This window comes from uncultured Thiohalocapsa sp., from assembly GCF_913063425.1.
Lineage (GTDB): Bacteria > Pseudomonadota > Gammaproteobacteria > Chromatiales > Chromatiaceae > Thiohalocapsa.
Genome location: NZ_CAJXYK010000015.1, coordinates 75,315 through 90,453, shown reverse-complemented (window position 1 = coordinate 90,453; position 15,139 = coordinate 75,315). Strand labels below are relative to the sequence as shown.

The following is a 15,139-nucleotide window of genomic DNA, read 5'->3' as shown; positions in this document are numbered from 1 at the left end:
TTGCTGCGAGTCAGGAGCGTGACGCTTGCTGGTGTGGCCGCCGACGCGGCGAGGCGGCGGGTCTGCGCACCGCGACCCGCGCTACTCGACACTCGCCGCTTTGGACCGCACCCACTCGCCCACCAGATCGAGGGCTGCCGGAATACCGGTTGGGTCGCTGCCGCCGGCCTGGGCCATGTCCGGGCGGCCGCCGCCGCGACCGCCGACTTTCTCGGCGGCGGCCTTCACCAGGTCGCCGGCCTTGAAGCGGTCGGTGAGGTCCTTGGTGACACCGGCGATGAGGTTGACCTTGCCGTCGCTCTCGGTGGCCAGCAGCACGACGCCGGAGCCCACCTTGTTCTTGAGCTGGTCCATGGTGTCGCGCAGGGACTTGGGGTCGGCGCCGTCGAGCCGCGCCGCCAGCACCTTGACGCCGTCCACCTCCACGGTCTTGTCCGCGAGGTCGCTGCCGGCACTGCTGGCGAGCTTCGCCTTCAGCTGCTCCAGCTCCTTCTCCAGCTTGCGCGAGCGCTCCACCAGCTGGGCCACGCGCTCGTCGGCGTCGGCGGTGGCGCCCTTCACCAGGGCCGCGATGCGCGCGAGCCTGGCCTCTTCGTCCGCGATCCAGTCCAGCGCCCGCTCGCCGGCTACGGCCTCGATGCGGCGCACGCCGGAGCTGATGCCGCTCTCAGCGGTGATCTTGAACAGACCGATGTCGCCGACGGCGCGCACATGGGTTCCGCCGCACAGCTCGGTGGAGAAGTCGCCCATGCGCAGCACCCGCACCTGCTCGCCGTACTTCTCGCCGAACAGGGCCATGGCACCGGAGGCCTTGGCGTCTTCCAGGTCCATGATGCGGGTCTCGACGGTGTGGTTCTCGCGGATCTCGCGGTTCACGAGCCGCTCGATGGCCTGAAGCTGCGCCTGGGTCAGGGGCTCGAAGTGGGTGAAGTCGAAGCGCAGCCGATCGGGACCGACGAGGGAGCCGCGCTGCTGGACGTGGTCGCCGAGCACGCTGCGCAGCGCCGCGTGCAGCAGGTGTGTGGCGGAGTGGTGCAGCGCGGTGGCGCGGCGGCGCTCGCCGTCCACACGGGCGGTGATGCGATCGCCCGCCTGCAGCTCGCCGCCGGCCATGTGGCCGATGTGGCAGATGATGCCGTCACCGTGCTTCTGGGTGTCGTCCACCTTGAAACAGGCGCCGCCATCGGTGGTGAGCTCCCCCCGGTCGCCCACCTGACCGCCCGCCTCGGCGTAGAACGGCGTCACGTCCAGCACGACGAGCCCGGACTCGCCGGGTGCGAGGCGCTCGCGCTCCTCGCCGTCGCGGTAGAGGGCCACCACGGTGCCCTGGTCGAGGATGTCCTCGTAGCCGGTGAAGTCGGTCTCGCCCTCCAGCTCGATGGCGATTTCGCTGCCGGCACCGAACTGGCTTGCGGCGCGGGCGCGCTGCTTCTGCTTGGCCATTTCGCGCTCGAACCCCGCGAGGTCGACGCCGAGGCCGCGCTCACGGGCGATGTCGGCCGTCAGGTCCGCCGGGAAGCCATAGGTGTCGTAGAGCCGGAAGACGGCCTCGCCGGGCAGGACGTCGCCCTGCAGCCCCGCGACCACCTCCTCGAAGATCCTGAGGCCCTGGTCCAGGGTATCGGCGAAGCGCTCTTCCTCGGCGCGCAGCACCTGCTCCACGTGGGCCTGCTTGGCGGCCAGCGCCGGGTAGGCCTGGCCCATCTCCGCCACCAGGGGCGCCACCAGCTTGTGGAAGAAGGGCTCGGTGCAGCCGAGCTGATAGCCATGGCGGATGGCGCGGCGGATGATGCGCCGCTGCACATAGCCGCGGCCCTCGTTGCCCGGCGTGACGCCGTCCACCACCAGAAAGGCGGCGGAGCGGATATGGTCGGCGATGACGCGCAGGGACTTGGACTTGAGATCGGCGCAGCCCGTGGCTTCGGCGGCGGCTTGGATCAGTGCCTGGAAGAGGTCGATCTCGTAGTTGCTGTGCACGCCCTGCATGACGGCGGCGAGGCGCTCCAGGCCCATGCCGGTGTCCACCGACGGCCGCGGCAGGGGCGTCAGCTTGCCTGCCGCGTCGCGGTCGTACTGCATGAAGACCAGGTTCCAGATCTCGACATAGCGGTCGCCGTCCTCGTCCGGTGAGCCCGGCGGGCCGCCGGCGATCTCCGGGCCATGGTCGTAGAAGATCTCCGAGCAGGGGCCGCAGGGCCCGGTCTCGCCCATGGACCAGAAGTTGTCCTTCTCGCCGCAGCGCGAGAAGCGTGCCGGGTCTGCGCCGATCTCATCGAGCCAGATGCGGGCGGCCTCGTCGTCCTCGGTGTAGACGGTCACCCACAGCTTCTCGGGCGGCAGGCCCAGCACCTGCGTCAGAAACTCCCAGGCGTAGCCGATGGCCTCGCGCTTGAAGTAGTCGCCGAAGCTGAAGTTGCCGAGCATCTCGAAGAAGGTGTGATGCCGGGCGGTGTAGCCGACGTTCTCCAGGTCGTTGTGCTTGCCGCCGGCACGCACACAGCGCTGGGAGCTGGCGGCGCGGGTGTAGGGACGCTTCTCGCGGCCGAGGAAGACGTCCTTGAACTGCACCATGCCGGCGTTGGTGAAGAGCAGCGTCGGGTCGTTGCCCGGCACCAGCGGGCTGCTCTCGACGACGGTGTGTCCGCGCTCGGCGAAGTAGTCGAGAAAAGCGGATCGGAGCTCGGCACTGCGTTTCATGGGAACGACTCGGATGATCTGGCTCCGGGCGGGCCGGCCGCGGCGCCCCGGGGCGTGGTGGGGGCACTGCGGGCGACCGCCCGACGGAAATGGATGATGCGTGTCTGTGCGGGGTCCATGCGGCCTCTGGCGCAGGCTTTGGCGCAGGCTCAGGACAGGTCGAGGGCGCGGGCGATCAGGTGCGCCGGGAAGCCCCGATATTCCAGGAAGCGCGCACGCTTTGCCAGCGTTTTGCGGTCATCTGCGGGCCTGCGGCCGAATTTTCCCGCATCCACCCGGGCCATCAGGTCCAGGCACCGTGCCTCTTCCAGGGCAAGATGCGGATCGATGGCGGCATCGGAAAGCCCCTTGGCGTGCAGCTCCGAGCGGATGCGCAGGGGCCCGAAGCCCTTCTCCAGCCGCTCGGCGACATAGGCCGCCAGCAGGCGCTCCTCGCTCAGCAGCCCTTCCTCGGCGAGCGCCTCGAGCACCGCCGCCACGGCCTCCGCGGGATAGCCGCGCCGATAGAGCTTGCGCCACAGCTCGTAGCGCGAATGCTCGCGGCTGGTGAGGAGCTTGAGGGCGCGACTGCGGATCTCCGCAGCGGTGTCCACCGGGGCGGCGGCGCCGGGCTCCAGGTCGCCGTCCTCGCCGCTGTCCGGCAGCGCCGACTCCGGGCCTTGCGGGGTGTTGCCGCGCTCGCCGTGCGGCCTGTGGGCATCGGGCCTGTCCATGGTAGGGAGCGGTGGCGGCTCAGGTGTCGGAGGCCGCGGTACCCACCGCATCCGGCTCGGCGCTGGCGCCGGCCGCCGGCTTCTGCGGCAGCAGGGCGGCGCGGATACTGGCCTCGATGGCGTCGGCGAGGTCCGGGTTCTCTTTCAGGAAGCCGCGGACATTGTCCTTGCCCTGGCCGATGCGGTTGCCGTCGTAGCTGTACCAGGCGCCGGACTTCTCGATGATGCCCTGCTGGACGCCCAAGTCGATGATCTCGCCGTGGCGGGAGACGCCCTCGCCGTAGAGGATGTCGAACATCACCTGCTTGAAGGGCGGCGCGACCTTGTTCTTCACCACCTTGACCTTGGTCTCGTTGCCGATGACCTCGTCGCCCTTCTTGATGGCGCCGGTGCGGCGGATGTCGAGCCGCACGGACGCGTAGAACTTGAGCGCGTTGCCGCCGGTGGTGGTCTCGGGCGAATTGTGCACCGCGATATGATCGACCAGGTAACTGTGGTTGCCCTCGATCTCGAGATCGAAACGGGTCCGATGGCGCGGCGCGGCCGGTCGCAGCTCCTTGCGCGTGATGCGCATGGGGACGGCCCGCAGCTGCGTGCGCAGCGACAGACGGCGGCCGTTCAGGTGGGCATCGGAGGTGTCGGGATGCCACTGGAAACGCCCGCGGAAGTCCGGGGGGAGCTTGTAGTCGAGCGACGGATGCAGGTACGGGGCGATCTTTTCATGCAGCGAGCGCGTCCGCTCGCCGCTGAAGACCAGCCTGCTTTCACTGACCGTCGGGCGCCCCATGCCCAGCTCGGCCAGGCGGTCCGCGAGCCGCTCCTTGTCGGCCAGCGACAGGCTGACACAGCCGATCTCGGCCATGCCATGCCCCCACCGCTCACAGCTGCCGGAAAAGGTACCGTCGTCGCCGTACCAGACCGCCACGGCGCGGGCGTCGATCGCTTGCAGCATCCCGTCGCCGATCTTTCGGCCCTGCGCCCCGTAGGCCGCCCGGTGCAGGCCGGCGAGCTGTCCCATCGGGATGGTATCGAAGCCGATGCCGTTACCCGTGGGGGCGATCTCGTGCGCAAAGGGTGCGAGCATTTCCTGCTTCCACGCGCAGTATTCACGCTGGCGCTCCGCGTGCCCGACCCGGAACGCGACATTGTGCTCGGAGGCGTAGCGCAGCGACCCGTCCCCGAGCACCCCGCCGAGGATCAGCTGATTCTGGTCATCGGAGAGCAGATAGTGCTTGGTGGCGACCATCACCTCATCGCCGACCGCAAGCTCACCCGCCGGGCGCTCGCCGGCGGGCGTGAAGATGAGATGGTTCTCCGTGCAGGTGAGCTTGCGGCGACCGCTGCCGCCGCCCGCTTCGACCTCCAGATAGAGCCACTGGTCGGTCTCGCCGTTGCGAAACCAGTCCACCACCGGGCGCGGAACAATGGCCCCGGTCTCCGGGTCCATGGACTGCACCTGCACCGGCAGCCGCTGATTGACGATCTTGCCGATCTTCTCGGTCGAGCCATCGGCCAGCACGACCCGGGCATGGTAGTCGAAGCAGCCGAACATCACGCCGATCTTCATGCGGATCTGGTTGATGAAGATGACGATGGCGTTGGAGCGCTTGATGTTGGCGGTGAGCTTGCGCAGCGCCTGGGACATGAGCCGCGCCTGGAGGCCCACGTGGCTGTCGCCCATCTCGCCTTCGATCTCGGCCTTGGGCGTGAGTGCGGCGACGGAATCCACCACCACCAGGTCCACGGCGCCGGAGCGCACCAGCATGTCGGTGATCTCCAGCGCCTGCTCGCCGGTGTCGGGCTGGGACACCAGCAGCTCGTCCATGTTGACGCCGAGCTTCTCGGCATAGATCGGGTCCAGCGCGTGCTCGGCGTCCACGAAGGCCGCCGTGCCGCCGGCCTTCTGCGCCTCGGCCACGGCATGCAGCGAGAGCGTCGTCTTGCCCGAGGACTCCGGCCCGTAGATCTCGATGACGCGTCCACGCGGCAGCCCGCCGATGCCGAGGGCAACATCGAGGCCGAGGGAGCCGGTGGAGACGGCCTGGATGTTCGGGATGGCGCCGGCGTCGCCCATGCGCATCACCGAGCCCTTGCCGAACTGCTTCTCGATCTGGCTCAGCGCCGCCGCCAGCGCCTTCTTGCGGTTCTCGTCCATCGTCACTCCGGGACAGTCGTGCCTGTGCGTATCGGCATGCGGCCGACGCGGTTGAGCGGAAAATTATCACACAGCCCCGCCGCCGGCATCAGGTGCCGACTGGACGTCGCCCGGCAGCGCGCGCACGCCACACCCAAACCTTGGCACTAATCCAGCACCCAGCGCCGCAGCACCTGATAGCCGCCGCCGTTGCCGCGGCCCGCGACGCCGCTGCGCGCCAGCACGAACGCCCGCGCCGGCCAGTGCACGGCGAGCGGCGCCGGGTCCAGGCGCGCCGCCCGGCGCGCCAGAGTCACGTGCGGGCGGTAGCGCCGGGGCTCGGGCTCGATGCCGCAGGGCAGCAGGTTCTGCTGGAGCTGGCTCACCAGGTTGAACAGGGCCTGCGGTGTCTCGTCCGGGGCCGCCACCAGCAGGCGCTGGCGCGGCCAGGTCTCAACCCGCCGGAGCGCAAGGTCGAAGGCGCTCACCACCACGTCGTCACCGGCGGCCTCGATGCAGGGCAGCGTCTCCGGCGCCACATCGCCGACGAACACCAGCGTCAGATGCAGGTCGTCCGGATGCGTCGGGCGGGCACCCTGGATGCCGCCGTCCCGGGCGCGCAGCAGCGCCGAGCGGATGCCGGGGTCCGGCCACAGGGCGAAGAAGAGGCGGATGCTGGCGCGGCGGTCGTCCTGCATGCTCGGCGTGGGTGCGCTCCGGGGCGAGACGGACTGCGGCTCAAGCCAGTAGGGCGATGAGCCGCGACAGGGCATGGGCCACGGACTGCCGGCGCACGGCCTCCCGGTCCCCGTCGAAGTGGACGGTCTCGGTGCTGACGCCGCCCGGCAGCGCGTAGCCGAAGCAGACGGTGCCCACCGGCTTGTCCGCAGAGCCGCCGCCGGGGCCCGCGATGCCGCTCACGGCCACCGCCACCTGTGCTGCGCTGTGCGCCAGCGCACCCGCGGCCATCTCCTGCACCACGGGCTCGCTGACGGCGCCATACTCGGCGAGGGTCGCCGCGGCCACGCCCAGCATGTCCTGCTTGGCAGCATTGCTGTAGGTGACGAAGCCGCGGTCCAGCCAGGCGCTGCTGCCGGCGATGTCCGTCACGCACTTGGCGATCCAGCCGCCGGTGCAGGATTCGGCCGTCGCGAGCATCAGACCGGCGGCGGCGAGCCGGTCGCCGAGCTGCCGGGCGAGATGGGCCGGGTCGTCGGTCATGCGGCCGGCGATGCGACCTCGCCCCAGCACTGGTCGAGGTCGTCCTGCAGGGCGCGGATCAGGGCCGCCTCGTCGGCCGCATCGAGGGCCGTCGGATCGTACGCTGTGGCACCGGGCTCGGCCGCCAGGCGCAGCGTCATGCCCACCCGGGGGTTGCGCTGAAGCCAGCCCCGCAGGGCCTGCAACAGCGCCGGGAGCATTGGCGGCAGCACCGCCAGCGAGACGGCGCCGAGGTCCACCGCCGGCCGCCGGTCCGCGGCGGCGGTCAGCACCGGCGGGCGCGCCGTGGGCGCCACCGAGAGCACGGTGCCGCTCTGGCGCAGCTCGTGGCGCAGCGCCGCGGTGCGGTCGAGGGCGTCGTCCGCGGCGAGCGGGGCGCCCGTCGGGTCCAGGAGGCAGAGGGTGAGATTCGGGGTATCCAGGGAATCGATCATGGGTTTCCGGAGGTGGCCGCGACCTGTCAAGGATGCACCAGCGGCGCGCCGTTGACAAAGGCCCGGGTCAAACGGCGGGCGGCGCCTCAGCCCGGGGCATCACCCCCGGCATCAGCCTGACCGCCGGCGGCCAGGCGCGCCCGGAGCTGGTCCGTCAGCGCCAGGACCTCCTCCTGCGCCACGCTGCCGGGGTTGCAGCGCAGCCGAATGCGCTCCTCGCCGCGGCCCACCTCGATCTCCACCTCACCCACGTCGCTGTTGCGCATCAGCCAGGCCCGCAGCCACTCCAAGAGCGGCCCCACCATCGCCGGCAGGATGGCGAGCGCCAGGGCGCCGATGGTCAGCACCTCCCCGGCGTCCTTGCAGCCCGGCTCCGCGGGGGCGTCGCTCACGGCCAGTTCAGCGGACAGCACGAAGTCGGCATCCTGCAATTCCTCGCGCAGGGCGCGGGCGCGCTCCCAGGCGGTGTCATCGTCCAGCGGGCGGCCTTGCGGGTCGGTGAGCGCCATGGTCAGGGTCGGTGTGGTCATGGGGACTCCTTGGTTTTCGCCGGTGAGGCCGGAGGACGGACCGGGCGCGACGGGAAGGGACTCAGCGCGGACTGAAAAGGCTGCGTCGGCGAAGGCGACATCACGGACGAAGAGGGCACTACGAAAGACGCGAAAGACGCGAAAGGGCCGATTCAAAGCCGGTTTCGACCGACCATGTTTCGCGCTTCTTGCGTGTGTCTCAGTGCCTTGAGCTCGATGCCTCCGGTCACTCTCGCCAACCGCCACCGGGTTGGTCAGGCAGGCGGTGTGCCGCAGTTTGCGGCGCACAGGCATCGCCTATGCCCTGCCGACAGACCAGCCTGATCGAGGCCAGCTCGCTGACGCGCCGTTGATATCGCGACGGACGGATGCTCCAATGTGGAGCCGTACCCCACATTCGGGCGCCACATGAAAGCCATACAGATCTCCATCGACGAGGACCTGCTGCGACGACTGGACGCGGACCCCGACGTGCAGCGCCTGGGCCGCTCCGCGGTCATGCGCCGCGCGGTCGCTGCCTATCTGCATGAGCGCCGTGCGCGCGAGATCGCCGAAGCCTATCGGGCGGGCTATGGGCAGGACCACGGCATCGATGCCGAATTCACCGGCTGGGGAGAAGAAGGGCAGTGGCCAGAGGACTGACCCGGTCCGGGCCGCGTCGCGGTGAGATCTGGATGTATCGGTTCCGCTCACCCGATAAGCGCGGGCCCGTGCTCATCCTGTCGCGCCCCGAAGCAATCGACTGGTTGCACACGGTCACGGTCGCACCGATCACGAGCACCATCCGCGGATTGCCGAGCGAGGTCGTTGTGGGCACCGATGCCGGCCTCAAGCACGATTCGGCCGTCAACCTGGACCACGTGCAGACCGTGGAGCAGGCGCAGATCGAGCGCTTCATCGGCTCACTGAATGCTGTCCGGATGCAGGAGGTCTGCGCTGCGCTGGCCGTGGCGCTGGGATGCCAGGAGGCGGGCCCCAGCGCGACGCATTGACGGGCGAGTCGCAGACCGAGCACGGTTTACCAGGCGAGCCCTCCACGACAGAAGATGCGGTCCTTTGCGGCCAGCCGAACCGCGGGGCGTACAACGGCGCACGAAACGCAACAGGCGACCGGTTGCCCATTCTGACAGCATTGGCACCAGACAAAGGCAGATGGCGGCCGACCCGGCCTCAGCATGACCGGCCGCGGTCTTGCATCCGGTCTCCCAGCAGGAAGCGCTGGCTGCGCGGGAAACCCTCCAGCGTCGGCACCAGCCAGAGCACGAAGCGGTACATGGCCTCCAGTGCGGCACCGGTCTCGCGGGCGTTGTCGGTCAAAGGGGGAGTCCTCCTGCGTGAGCGGAGCGCCGGGAATGGACACTTATCGCGCACATCAGGAACATCGCGCGTAACAAGGAGGTAGAGTGTTAACGCGGTAAGGGGGAAAAGGTCCTGGCGAGCCGGAAACCGATGAAGCTGCCGCGGCTGCTCGGTTGGCCCCCGCTGCGGTAGGCGGCGCGGAGGAAGCCGGGATTGTATTCCCAGGAGCCGCCCCGCAGCACGACGGCGCCGGCACGGCTTTTGCGTACGCAGCACGTGCGCGAACCCTGACTGTTGGCGTCCAATGGATCGGCGGCATCGTACTCGGAACAGGTCCACTCCAACACGTTGCCCAGCACCTCGTGCAGCCCCCCGGGGTTGGCCGGCAGTATGCCCACCGGGACGGTTCGCTCGCGGTAGAGGCCGGTCTTCGCGCCGCAGTCGTCGTAATCAAAGTTGCCGTTGTAGTTGGCTTCGTCCGTGTGGATGCACGCGCCGGTCCAGAAAGGGGTCTCGGTGCCGGCACGGGCGGCGTATTCCCACTCGGCCTCGGTGGGCAGCCGATAGGCGTCGCCGGTCTGCTGGCTGAGCCAGTCGGCATAGGCGTTGGCGTCGTTCCAGCTCACGCAGACGACAGGCTCGTCGTTGGCCTGCTCGAATCCGGGATCTCGCCAATTACTGTCTTTCCGCTGATCCCAGCTGCCGCCCACATTGGTGACGCAGCCACCCCTTCCCTCGGCATCAGTCTGGTAGTCAGTGCGCTCCACGAACCGCCGGAACTCACCAACCGTGACCTCGGTCCGGCCGATGGCGAAGGCATCGACACAGACCTCGTGCTGGCGCTCGTCGCCATCACGGTCAGGCTCCTTCTCGGGGCTGCCCATCTCGAAGCAGTCGCCCGGCAGCGCGATCATTGCCGGGCCTTCGCTGCCGTCCTTCAGGCGGTCTTGGAACACGCTGAAGGGCTCGGGCGCGGTCTCGGTCTGCTGGACCGCATCCTGCCGGGGCGCGTCGGTCGCCAGCTCGGTTTGCTGGAAGCCCCCGCGTGCCAGCCACAGGCCGGCTGCGAGCAGGGGCAGCAGCAGGAGCCAGAGCGGCGACGCCCGACGAGCGCTGCCGTCTCCGGACCTGGTGCCTTTGCCGGTACCCTTCCGTCGATCTCTGACAGGGGATTCTTCTTGCGGTGGGCGGATAGGCCGGCCAGGCGCAGCCGTTGCCTGCTCCGGGGGCGACTTCGCCGGCTCGGCGCCGGGTCCGGCTCGAGGCGTCGCCGCGGCTGGCGCCGAAGCCGCTCGGGGCTTGGCGACAGGCTCCGGCCGCGAGCTCGGTGGGCTCGACGCCCCGGCGGCCCCGAGGGCGGTGTCGATGGTCTCCAGTACATCGAGGTGGCGCTCCTCCTGCCGGTGCTGCTCCAGCACGGCCACGAGCCCGTCGCGCGCCTCCCCGCTCGCCCGGTCGATGAGCCGTCCCACGGCGAGGACCGCGCCCACGCGGGTCAGGTGATTCGCATCCTCCAGCGCCGCCCGCAGCTCCGGTCGCAGCGGGTCCGGCGGTGTGGACGCGGGCGGATTGGGGTTGCGGGCGATGATCAGATCACCGGTCTGCGGCCCGTCCAGCCAGAGCTGCGGGGTCTGTTTGGACTGGTGCGCCAGCACCTCGCGGTGGGCGTAGTCGTAGAGGTCGCGGATGCGGACCTCGGCCGCGTCCGGGGCGGCGGCGCCGGTCTGGAGCCCTTCGACCAGGTGATGGGTGAAGAGCGAGCGGTCGGTGTCGCCGATGATCCGCTCGCGCAGGACGGCCTCGAAGGCGCGCACGTCCCGCTCCGGCACCGCGAGCCGGGCGAGGCGTTTATCGGCGTAGGCGGCGTTGCCGATGAGCAGGGCGCGGCGGCTGGGGGTCGGGCTGGGGCTGGGGCTGGGGCTGGGGCTGGGGCTGGGCGGCACTGATGGGCGTCCCTGACATGCCTCGGCCGTACTTTCGCCGCGGGTGTGTGGAGGGTCAAGCAGCGCCCGGCCGTTTCGGCGCATCCGGAGCAGGCGGCTTGGCGAGGCTTGCTTGAAACCGAGGGGCCGGGCGCAACCTCGTGTCAAAGTCAATGCGCTGCATCAAGCCCGGCGTGGATGTCGCCGGGCCGCAAGCCCACTCCCGCCGCCGACCGCTCCGGAGCAGCCCATGCCACAATCCCGCACCGTCCGCACCACCCCCGCCCGCCCGGTTGCGTCCGGGATCTGGTCCTGGCCCGCCGTGCTCATCGCCGGCATGGGTATGTTCGCGCTCGGCGCCGGGCTCATGTCCCTGGCGCTGGCCCATCCGCATCCGGAGGCAGACACCGTGACCGCGAAGCTCGTGAACCCCGCCGACGAGGCGCAGATCGCGGCGCTGGTGGACGCGGTCGCGGACCACCGCGTGGTGATGGTCGGCGAGACGCACGACCGCTACGACCACCACCTGAACCAGCTCGCGATCATCCGCGGCCTACACGCCCGCGGGGTGCCGGTCGCCATCGGCATGGAGTGGTTCCAGCGGCCGTTTCAGGCGCATCTGGACGATTTCTCGGCCGGGCGGATTACGCTGAGCGAGCTGCTGGAGCGCACCGAATGGAGCTCGCGCTGGCGGTTCGACGTGGGCCTGTATCAGGACATCCTGCAGTACGCCCAGCGGCACCGCATACCGCTGGTGGCGCTGAACGCGGCCACGGAGACGGTCTCGGCGGTCTCCGACGGCGGCATCGAGGGGCTGGACGCCGAGCGACGCGCGCTCTTCCCGCCACGCATCGAGCTGGCCACCGGTGCTTACCGCACGCAGCTCGAGCGGATGTTCGCCATGCACGGCGCGACCACGCCCGAGCGTCAGGAGCGCTTCCTGCAGGTGCAGTACGTCTGGGACCAGACCATGGCCCGCACCGCCGGCGACTACCTGACTGCCAACCCCGGGCGCACCCTGGTGCTGCTGGCGGGCTCGGGCCACCTGCTGCACGACAACGCCATCCCCGAGCGCCTGCGGCGGATCAACCCCGCCCGCCAGAGCGTGCTGGTGACCGAGACCGGCTACATGCCCGCCGGCGCCGAGCCCGACTTCGTCTTCGCTGCGCGTGACATCGCGGTGCAAAACGATGAGCAGGTGGCGGAGCTGAACCTGGACTAGTGCCGCGCCGGGAACGTCGCGAGGCGGCGCCGGGCACGCCGACTTCAGTGGGCACCCTGGGGCGGGCGGACTACAGTCCGCCCCGACGGCAAGTGTGCCCTGCCCTCAGGTCTTCCGCGGCGCGGCTACCAACCTGCCGGCAGCCCGCCGGCATCGGCAGACACCTCCTGTCGGCTGTTGCTTTCACGACGCGGACGGCGGGCTGCGTCGGCGCCGGATGTCGGCCTTCCGACCACGACGCCGGGGAAGGCCCCGGTACCGCGGCCTACCCCTTCTCGGCAGACCCTGTGTCAGCACAGTTGCACGCTGTGGCGACGCCCGACGCGGTGCACGACATGCGACGCGCTCAACATTTTCACCATAGACAATTGGTGGAAAATCCATTAGCATTTGCTTAAATGCTGTCAGAGGAGACAAGCCCATGTTCAACTGTCGTTCCATGCGCGCCGCGGTCATCGTCTCGGGCCTGCTGCTGGCGGCAGGTCTGCTGCTCGGATTGCTCGCGGTGTCCGCGCCGCTCACCATGCCCTACACGCAGACGGCCCTGATGCTGGTGCTGGCTGGCGCTGCGGTGCTGTCGGTGGCCTTCATCGATGCACTGCTGCCGGGAGCCGACCAGCGTCTGGATGGCTGCCAGCACTGACGCCTAACCCGACGCTCAAGGCGTGCCCGGTGTCGGGTCACGCCGCGCTGACCCGACCTACACGGGATTCGTGTTCGGCGGGAGAGCAGAAAATGGTCTGCACGGGTGATCGGTCAGCAGGCGCCGCATCGAGCCCCCTGCCCGGCCCGAGCAGCGAGGCGCCCGCTCGGCCCGGTTAGGCTCGTGGCCCGTCGCGCCGTTGCGTGAAGCCCAGCCGCGCGCGAGATGCGTGGAGATCAGCCTGACTGATCCGGGCTCTCGCCCGGCTGGGGGCTCGGCTGGGGGCTCGGCTGGGGGCTCGGCTGGGGGCCCGTCACCCCATCCACGTAGGCATCCCGTGCGGTCTTCGCACGGGTGAAGATCTCCAGCAGATGCGCGCCGTCGCGGCGGCGGATGGTCTCGGCGAGGTCGGTCATCTCCTCGCCGAAGCGGGCCAGCATACCGCTCAGGGCCTCGGCGTTGGCGATGCAGATGTCCCGCCACATGACCGGATTGCTGGAGGCGATGCGGGTGAAGTCCCGGAAGCCGCCGGCGGCGTAGCGGAAGATCTCGTCGTGCTCCTGCTGCCGTGCCAGCAGGTCCACCAGGCCGAAGGCGAGCATGTGCGGCAGATGGCTGGTGGCGGCCAGCACCGCGTCGTGGTGGGCGACATCCATCTCGGTGACGACGGCCCCCGCCGCCTGCCACATGGCACGCACCCGCTCAAGCGCATCGGTGTCGGTCTGCGGCAGCGGGGTCAGGATGACGCGGCGGTTGTGGTACAACTCCGGGAAGGAGGCAGCCACGCCGCTGTGCTCGGTGCCGGCGATGGGGTGTCCGGGCACCAGGCGCTGCGGCACAGCACCGAAGGCCGCCGCCGCGTCCGCCACCACGCTGCCCTTGACGCTGCCGCCGTCGGTGATCACGGCATCCTCCCGCAGCCGGCCGTGGATGCGCTCGAAGACACCGCGCATCGCCCCCAGGGGCACGGCAACGAAGACCATGTCGGCGTCCTCCACGGCCACCGCCGGGTCCCGGGTACAGCCGTCGATGACGCCGAGATCGAAGGCAAGCTCCAGGTTCTGCGCCGAGCGCCCGCAGCCGATGACCTCGCCGACCGCGCCGGCACCCCGCAGCGCCCGGGCCAGCGAGCCGCCGATGAGCCCGACGCCGATGAGGGCGAGCCGCTCGATCACGTCGTCAGCACCCGTTCCAGCGCCGCCAGCATGCGCGTGTTCTCCTCGGCCAGACCGATGCTGATGCGCAGATGATTGGGCAGGCCGTAGTTGCCCACCGGGCGGCAGATGACGCCCTCCCGCAGCAGTGCCTGCTCCACCGGACCCGCAGGCCGGCCAAGGTCGGCGGTGACGAAGTTGCATACGGACGGGATGCAGCCGATGCCCAGCTGCTCCAGCCCCGCCGTGACCCGGGCCATCTCGGCACGGTTGTGCGCCACCGAGCGCTGCACATGGGCTCGATCACCAAGGGCGGCGATGGCCGCCGCCTGTGCCGGGGCATTGACGTTGAACGGATGCCGCACCCGATTCAGGAGCTCGGCCAGGTCCGGATGGCTCAGCCCGTAGCCCACCCGCAGCGCCGCGAGGCCATACACCTTGGCGAAGGTCCGGGTGACAATGAGGTTCGGGAAGTCCGCGAGCCAGCGGCTGGTGTCCGGATAGTCCGGCGCCGTGACATATTCGAAGTAGGCCTCGTCCACCACCACCAGGGCGTGCGCCGGGAGCCCGGCAATGAAGGCCCGCAACGGCTCCGCGGCGAGCCAGGTGCCGGTGGGATTGTTCGGATTCGCGATCCAGACCACCCGCGTACGCTCGCTCACCAGCGCCGCCATGGCCGCCAGGTCGTGCCCGAAGTCCCGCGCCGGCGCAACCCGGGCGGTGGCCCCCACCGCCTGGGTGGCGAGGGGATAGACGGCGAAGGCATGCTCGGAGAACACCGACTCCACGCCCGGGTGCAGGAAAGTACGCGCCACCAGGTCCAGCACGTCGTTGGAGCCGTTGCCGACGGTGACCTGCGCCGCATCGACCCCGTGGTGCTCGGCGATGGCCCGACGCAGCGCGAAGGCACCGCCGTCCGGATAACGGCCCAGCTCCGCCGCGCAGTCGACATAGGCCGCCTGCGCCGCCTCGCCGCAGCCGAGCGGGTTCTCGTTGGAAGCGAGCTTCACCGCCGAGCTGATGCCGAGCTCACGCGCCAGCTCCGACAGGGGCTTGCCCGGCACGTAGGGCGTCAGGCCGGCGATCTGAGGGGCGGCGAGGGCCAGGAAGGGGTTGCCAGGGTTGGGCATCGGATCATCAGGGGTCGCGCTGTCTAACGATGTGGGTGCT

At 70.0% G+C, this 15,139-nt stretch carries 14 protein-coding genes and 3 pseudogenes; 4 read left to right on the top strand and 13 right to left on the bottom strand.

Annotation, left to right across the window (positions count from 1 at the left end; translation table 11 throughout):
* Positions 1–81: 81 nt before the first annotated feature.
* The 9 genes and pseudogenes from alaS to QZ607_RS10585 all read right to left on the bottom strand — a co-directional run bounded on the left by alaS (position 82) and on the right by QZ607_RS10585 (position 7,729).
* Positions 82–2,697 carry an alanine--tRNA ligase gene (gene alaS, locus QZ607_RS10625; protein WP_295882544.1) on the bottom strand — a complete coding sequence of 872 codons (2,616 nt, stop codon included), beginning with the start codon at positions 2,695–2,697 and terminating at the stop codon, positions 82–84.
* A gap of 149 nt (positions 2,698–2,846) precedes the next feature.
* The gene (locus tag QZ607_RS10620) at positions 2,847–3,410 is read right to left on the bottom strand and encodes a regulatory protein RecX (protein WP_295882542.1); all 564 of its coding nucleotides are present in this window, start codon (positions 3,408–3,410) and stop codon (positions 2,847–2,849) included.
* Positions 3,411–3,429: 19 nt separating this feature from the next.
* Positions 3,430–3,870 (bottom strand): annotated as a pseudogene (locus tag QZ607_RS10615) (DNA recombination/repair protein RecA); the annotation flags it as partial.
* 363 nt (positions 3,871–4,233) lie between these two features.
* Positions 4,234–4,962, bottom strand: a pseudogene (locus QZ607_RS25840) (recombinase RecA); the annotation flags it as partial.
* Positions 4,954–5,565, bottom strand: a pseudogene (recA, locus tag QZ607_RS10605) (recombinase RecA); the annotation flags it as partial. The pseudogenes QZ607_RS25840 and recA, both read right to left, overlap by 9 nt.
* A gap of 146 nt (positions 5,566–5,711) precedes the next feature.
* Entirely contained in the window at positions 5,712–6,242 is a 531-nt protein-coding gene (gene thpR / locus QZ607_RS10600) for an RNA 2',3'-cyclic phosphodiesterase (RefSeq protein ID WP_295882541.1), read from the bottom strand.
* A gap of 40 nt (positions 6,243–6,282) precedes the next feature.
* Positions 6,283–6,765 (bottom strand): nicotinamide-nucleotide amidase, encoded by a 483-nt coding sequence (pncC, locus tag QZ607_RS10595; RefSeq protein WP_295882540.1) that lies wholly within the window; start codon positions 6,763–6,765, stop codon positions 6,283–6,285.
* Positions 6,762–7,199 carry a hypothetical protein gene (locus tag QZ607_RS10590; protein WP_295882538.1) on the bottom strand — a complete coding sequence of 146 codons (438 nt, stop codon included), beginning with the start codon at positions 7,197–7,199 and terminating at the stop codon, positions 6,762–6,764. Before QZ607_RS10590 ends, pncC begins: the two co-directional genes overlap by 4 nt.
* 86 nt (positions 7,200–7,285) lie before the next feature.
* The gene (locus QZ607_RS10585; protein ID WP_295882536.1) at positions 7,286–7,729 is read right to left on the bottom strand and encodes a hypothetical protein; all 444 of its coding nucleotides are present in this window, start codon (positions 7,727–7,729) and stop codon (positions 7,286–7,288) included.
* A gap of 408 nt (positions 7,730–8,137) precedes the next feature.
* Between QZ607_RS10585 and QZ607_RS10580 the strand changes: the two genes are divergently transcribed.
* Both QZ607_RS10580 and QZ607_RS10575 read left to right on the top strand, forming a co-directional pair.
* Complete coding sequence (locus QZ607_RS10580; RefSeq protein ID WP_295882534.1) at positions 8,138–8,371, top strand: ribbon-helix-helix protein, CopG family; 234 nt, start codon at positions 8,138–8,140, stop codon at positions 8,369–8,371.
* Positions 8,356–8,721: a type II toxin-antitoxin system PemK/MazF family toxin gene (locus QZ607_RS10575; RefSeq protein WP_295882532.1), complete on the top strand. Its 366-nt coding sequence runs from the start codon at positions 8,356–8,358 to the stop codon at positions 8,719–8,721. The genes QZ607_RS10580 and QZ607_RS10575 overlap by 16 nt, the downstream gene beginning before the upstream one ends.
* Positions 8,722–8,899: 178 nt before the next feature.
* Here the strand turns inward: QZ607_RS10575 and QZ607_RS10570 are convergent, their stop codons facing one another.
* Together QZ607_RS10570 and QZ607_RS10565 are read right to left on the bottom strand one after the other, a co-directional pair.
* Complete coding sequence (locus QZ607_RS10570) at positions 8,900–9,046, bottom strand: hypothetical protein (protein WP_295882531.1); 147 nt, start codon at positions 9,044–9,046, stop codon at positions 8,900–8,902.
* 89 nt (positions 9,047–9,135) lie between these two features.
* Positions 9,136–10,971 carry a formylglycine-generating enzyme family protein gene (locus tag QZ607_RS10565; RefSeq protein WP_295882529.1) on the bottom strand — a complete coding sequence of 612 codons (1,836 nt, stop codon included), beginning with the start codon at positions 10,969–10,971 and terminating at the stop codon, positions 9,136–9,138.
* Between the two features lie 229 nt (positions 10,972–11,200).
* On the opposite strand from QZ607_RS10565, the gene QZ607_RS10560 reads away from it, so the two are divergent.
* Both QZ607_RS10560 and QZ607_RS10555 read left to right on the top strand, forming a co-directional pair.
* Positions 11,201–12,172 carry a ChaN family lipoprotein gene (locus tag QZ607_RS10560; protein ID WP_295882528.1) on the top strand — a complete coding sequence of 324 codons (972 nt, stop codon included), beginning with the start codon at positions 11,201–11,203 and terminating at the stop codon, positions 12,170–12,172.
* A 421-nt stretch (positions 12,173–12,593) separates the two neighbouring features.
* Positions 12,594–12,815: a hypothetical protein gene (locus tag QZ607_RS10555; protein ID WP_295882526.1), complete on the top strand. Its 222-nt coding sequence runs from the start codon at positions 12,594–12,596 to the stop codon at positions 12,813–12,815.
* Between the two features lie 236 nt (positions 12,816–13,051).
* Here QZ607_RS10555 and QZ607_RS10550 read toward each other — a convergent pair whose 3' ends face one another.
* A complete protein-coding gene (locus QZ607_RS10550; protein ID WP_295882524.1) occupies positions 13,052–13,990 on the bottom strand; it encodes a prephenate dehydrogenase/arogenate dehydrogenase family protein in 939 nt (312 codons plus the stop codon).
* Entirely contained in the window at positions 13,987–15,099 is a 1,113-nt protein-coding gene (gene hisC, locus QZ607_RS10545) for a histidinol-phosphate transaminase (RefSeq protein ID WP_295882522.1), read from the bottom strand. Before hisC ends, QZ607_RS10550 begins: the two co-directional genes overlap by 4 nt.
* Positions 15,100–15,139 lie beyond the last annotated feature (40 nt).

What these genes read in the sequence shown, in the direction of transcription:
- thpR (WP_295882541.1), bottom strand. Translation starts at nt 6,242, where the DNA reads ATGCAGGACGACCGCCGCGCCAGCATCCGCCTCTTCTTCGCCCTGTGG.
- QZ607_RS10590 (WP_295882538.1), bottom strand. Translation starts at nt 7,199, where the DNA reads ATGATCGATTCCCTGGATACCCCGAATCTCACCCTCTGCCTCCTGGAC.
- QZ607_RS10555 (WP_295882526.1), top strand. Translation starts at nt 12,594, where the DNA reads ATGTTCAACTGTCGTTCCATGCGCGCCGCGGTCATCGTCTCGGGCCTG.
- alaS (WP_295882544.1), bottom strand. Translation starts at nt 2,697, where the DNA reads ATGAAACGCAGTGCCGAGCTCCGATCCGCTTTTCTCGACTACTTCGCC.
- QZ607_RS10585 (WP_295882536.1), bottom strand. Translation starts at nt 7,729, where the DNA reads ATGACCACACCGACCCTGACCATGGCGCTCACCGACCCGCAAGGCCGC.
- pncC (WP_295882540.1), bottom strand. Translation starts at nt 6,765, where the DNA reads ATGACCGACGACCCGGCCCATCTCGCCCGGCAGCTCGGCGACCGGCTC.
- QZ607_RS10620 (WP_295882542.1), bottom strand. Translation starts at nt 3,410, where the DNA reads ATGGACAGGCCCGATGCCCACAGGCCGCACGGCGAGCGCGGCAACACC.
- QZ607_RS10580 (WP_295882534.1), top strand. Translation starts at nt 8,138, where the DNA reads ATGAAAGCCATACAGATCTCCATCGACGAGGACCTGCTGCGACGACTG.
- QZ607_RS10560 (WP_295882528.1), top strand. Translation starts at nt 11,201, where the DNA reads ATGCCACAATCCCGCACCGTCCGCACCACCCCCGCCCGCCCGGTTGCG.
- hisC (WP_295882522.1), bottom strand. Translation starts at nt 15,099, where the DNA reads ATGCCCAACCCTGGCAACCCCTTCCTGGCCCTCGCCGCCCCTCAGATC.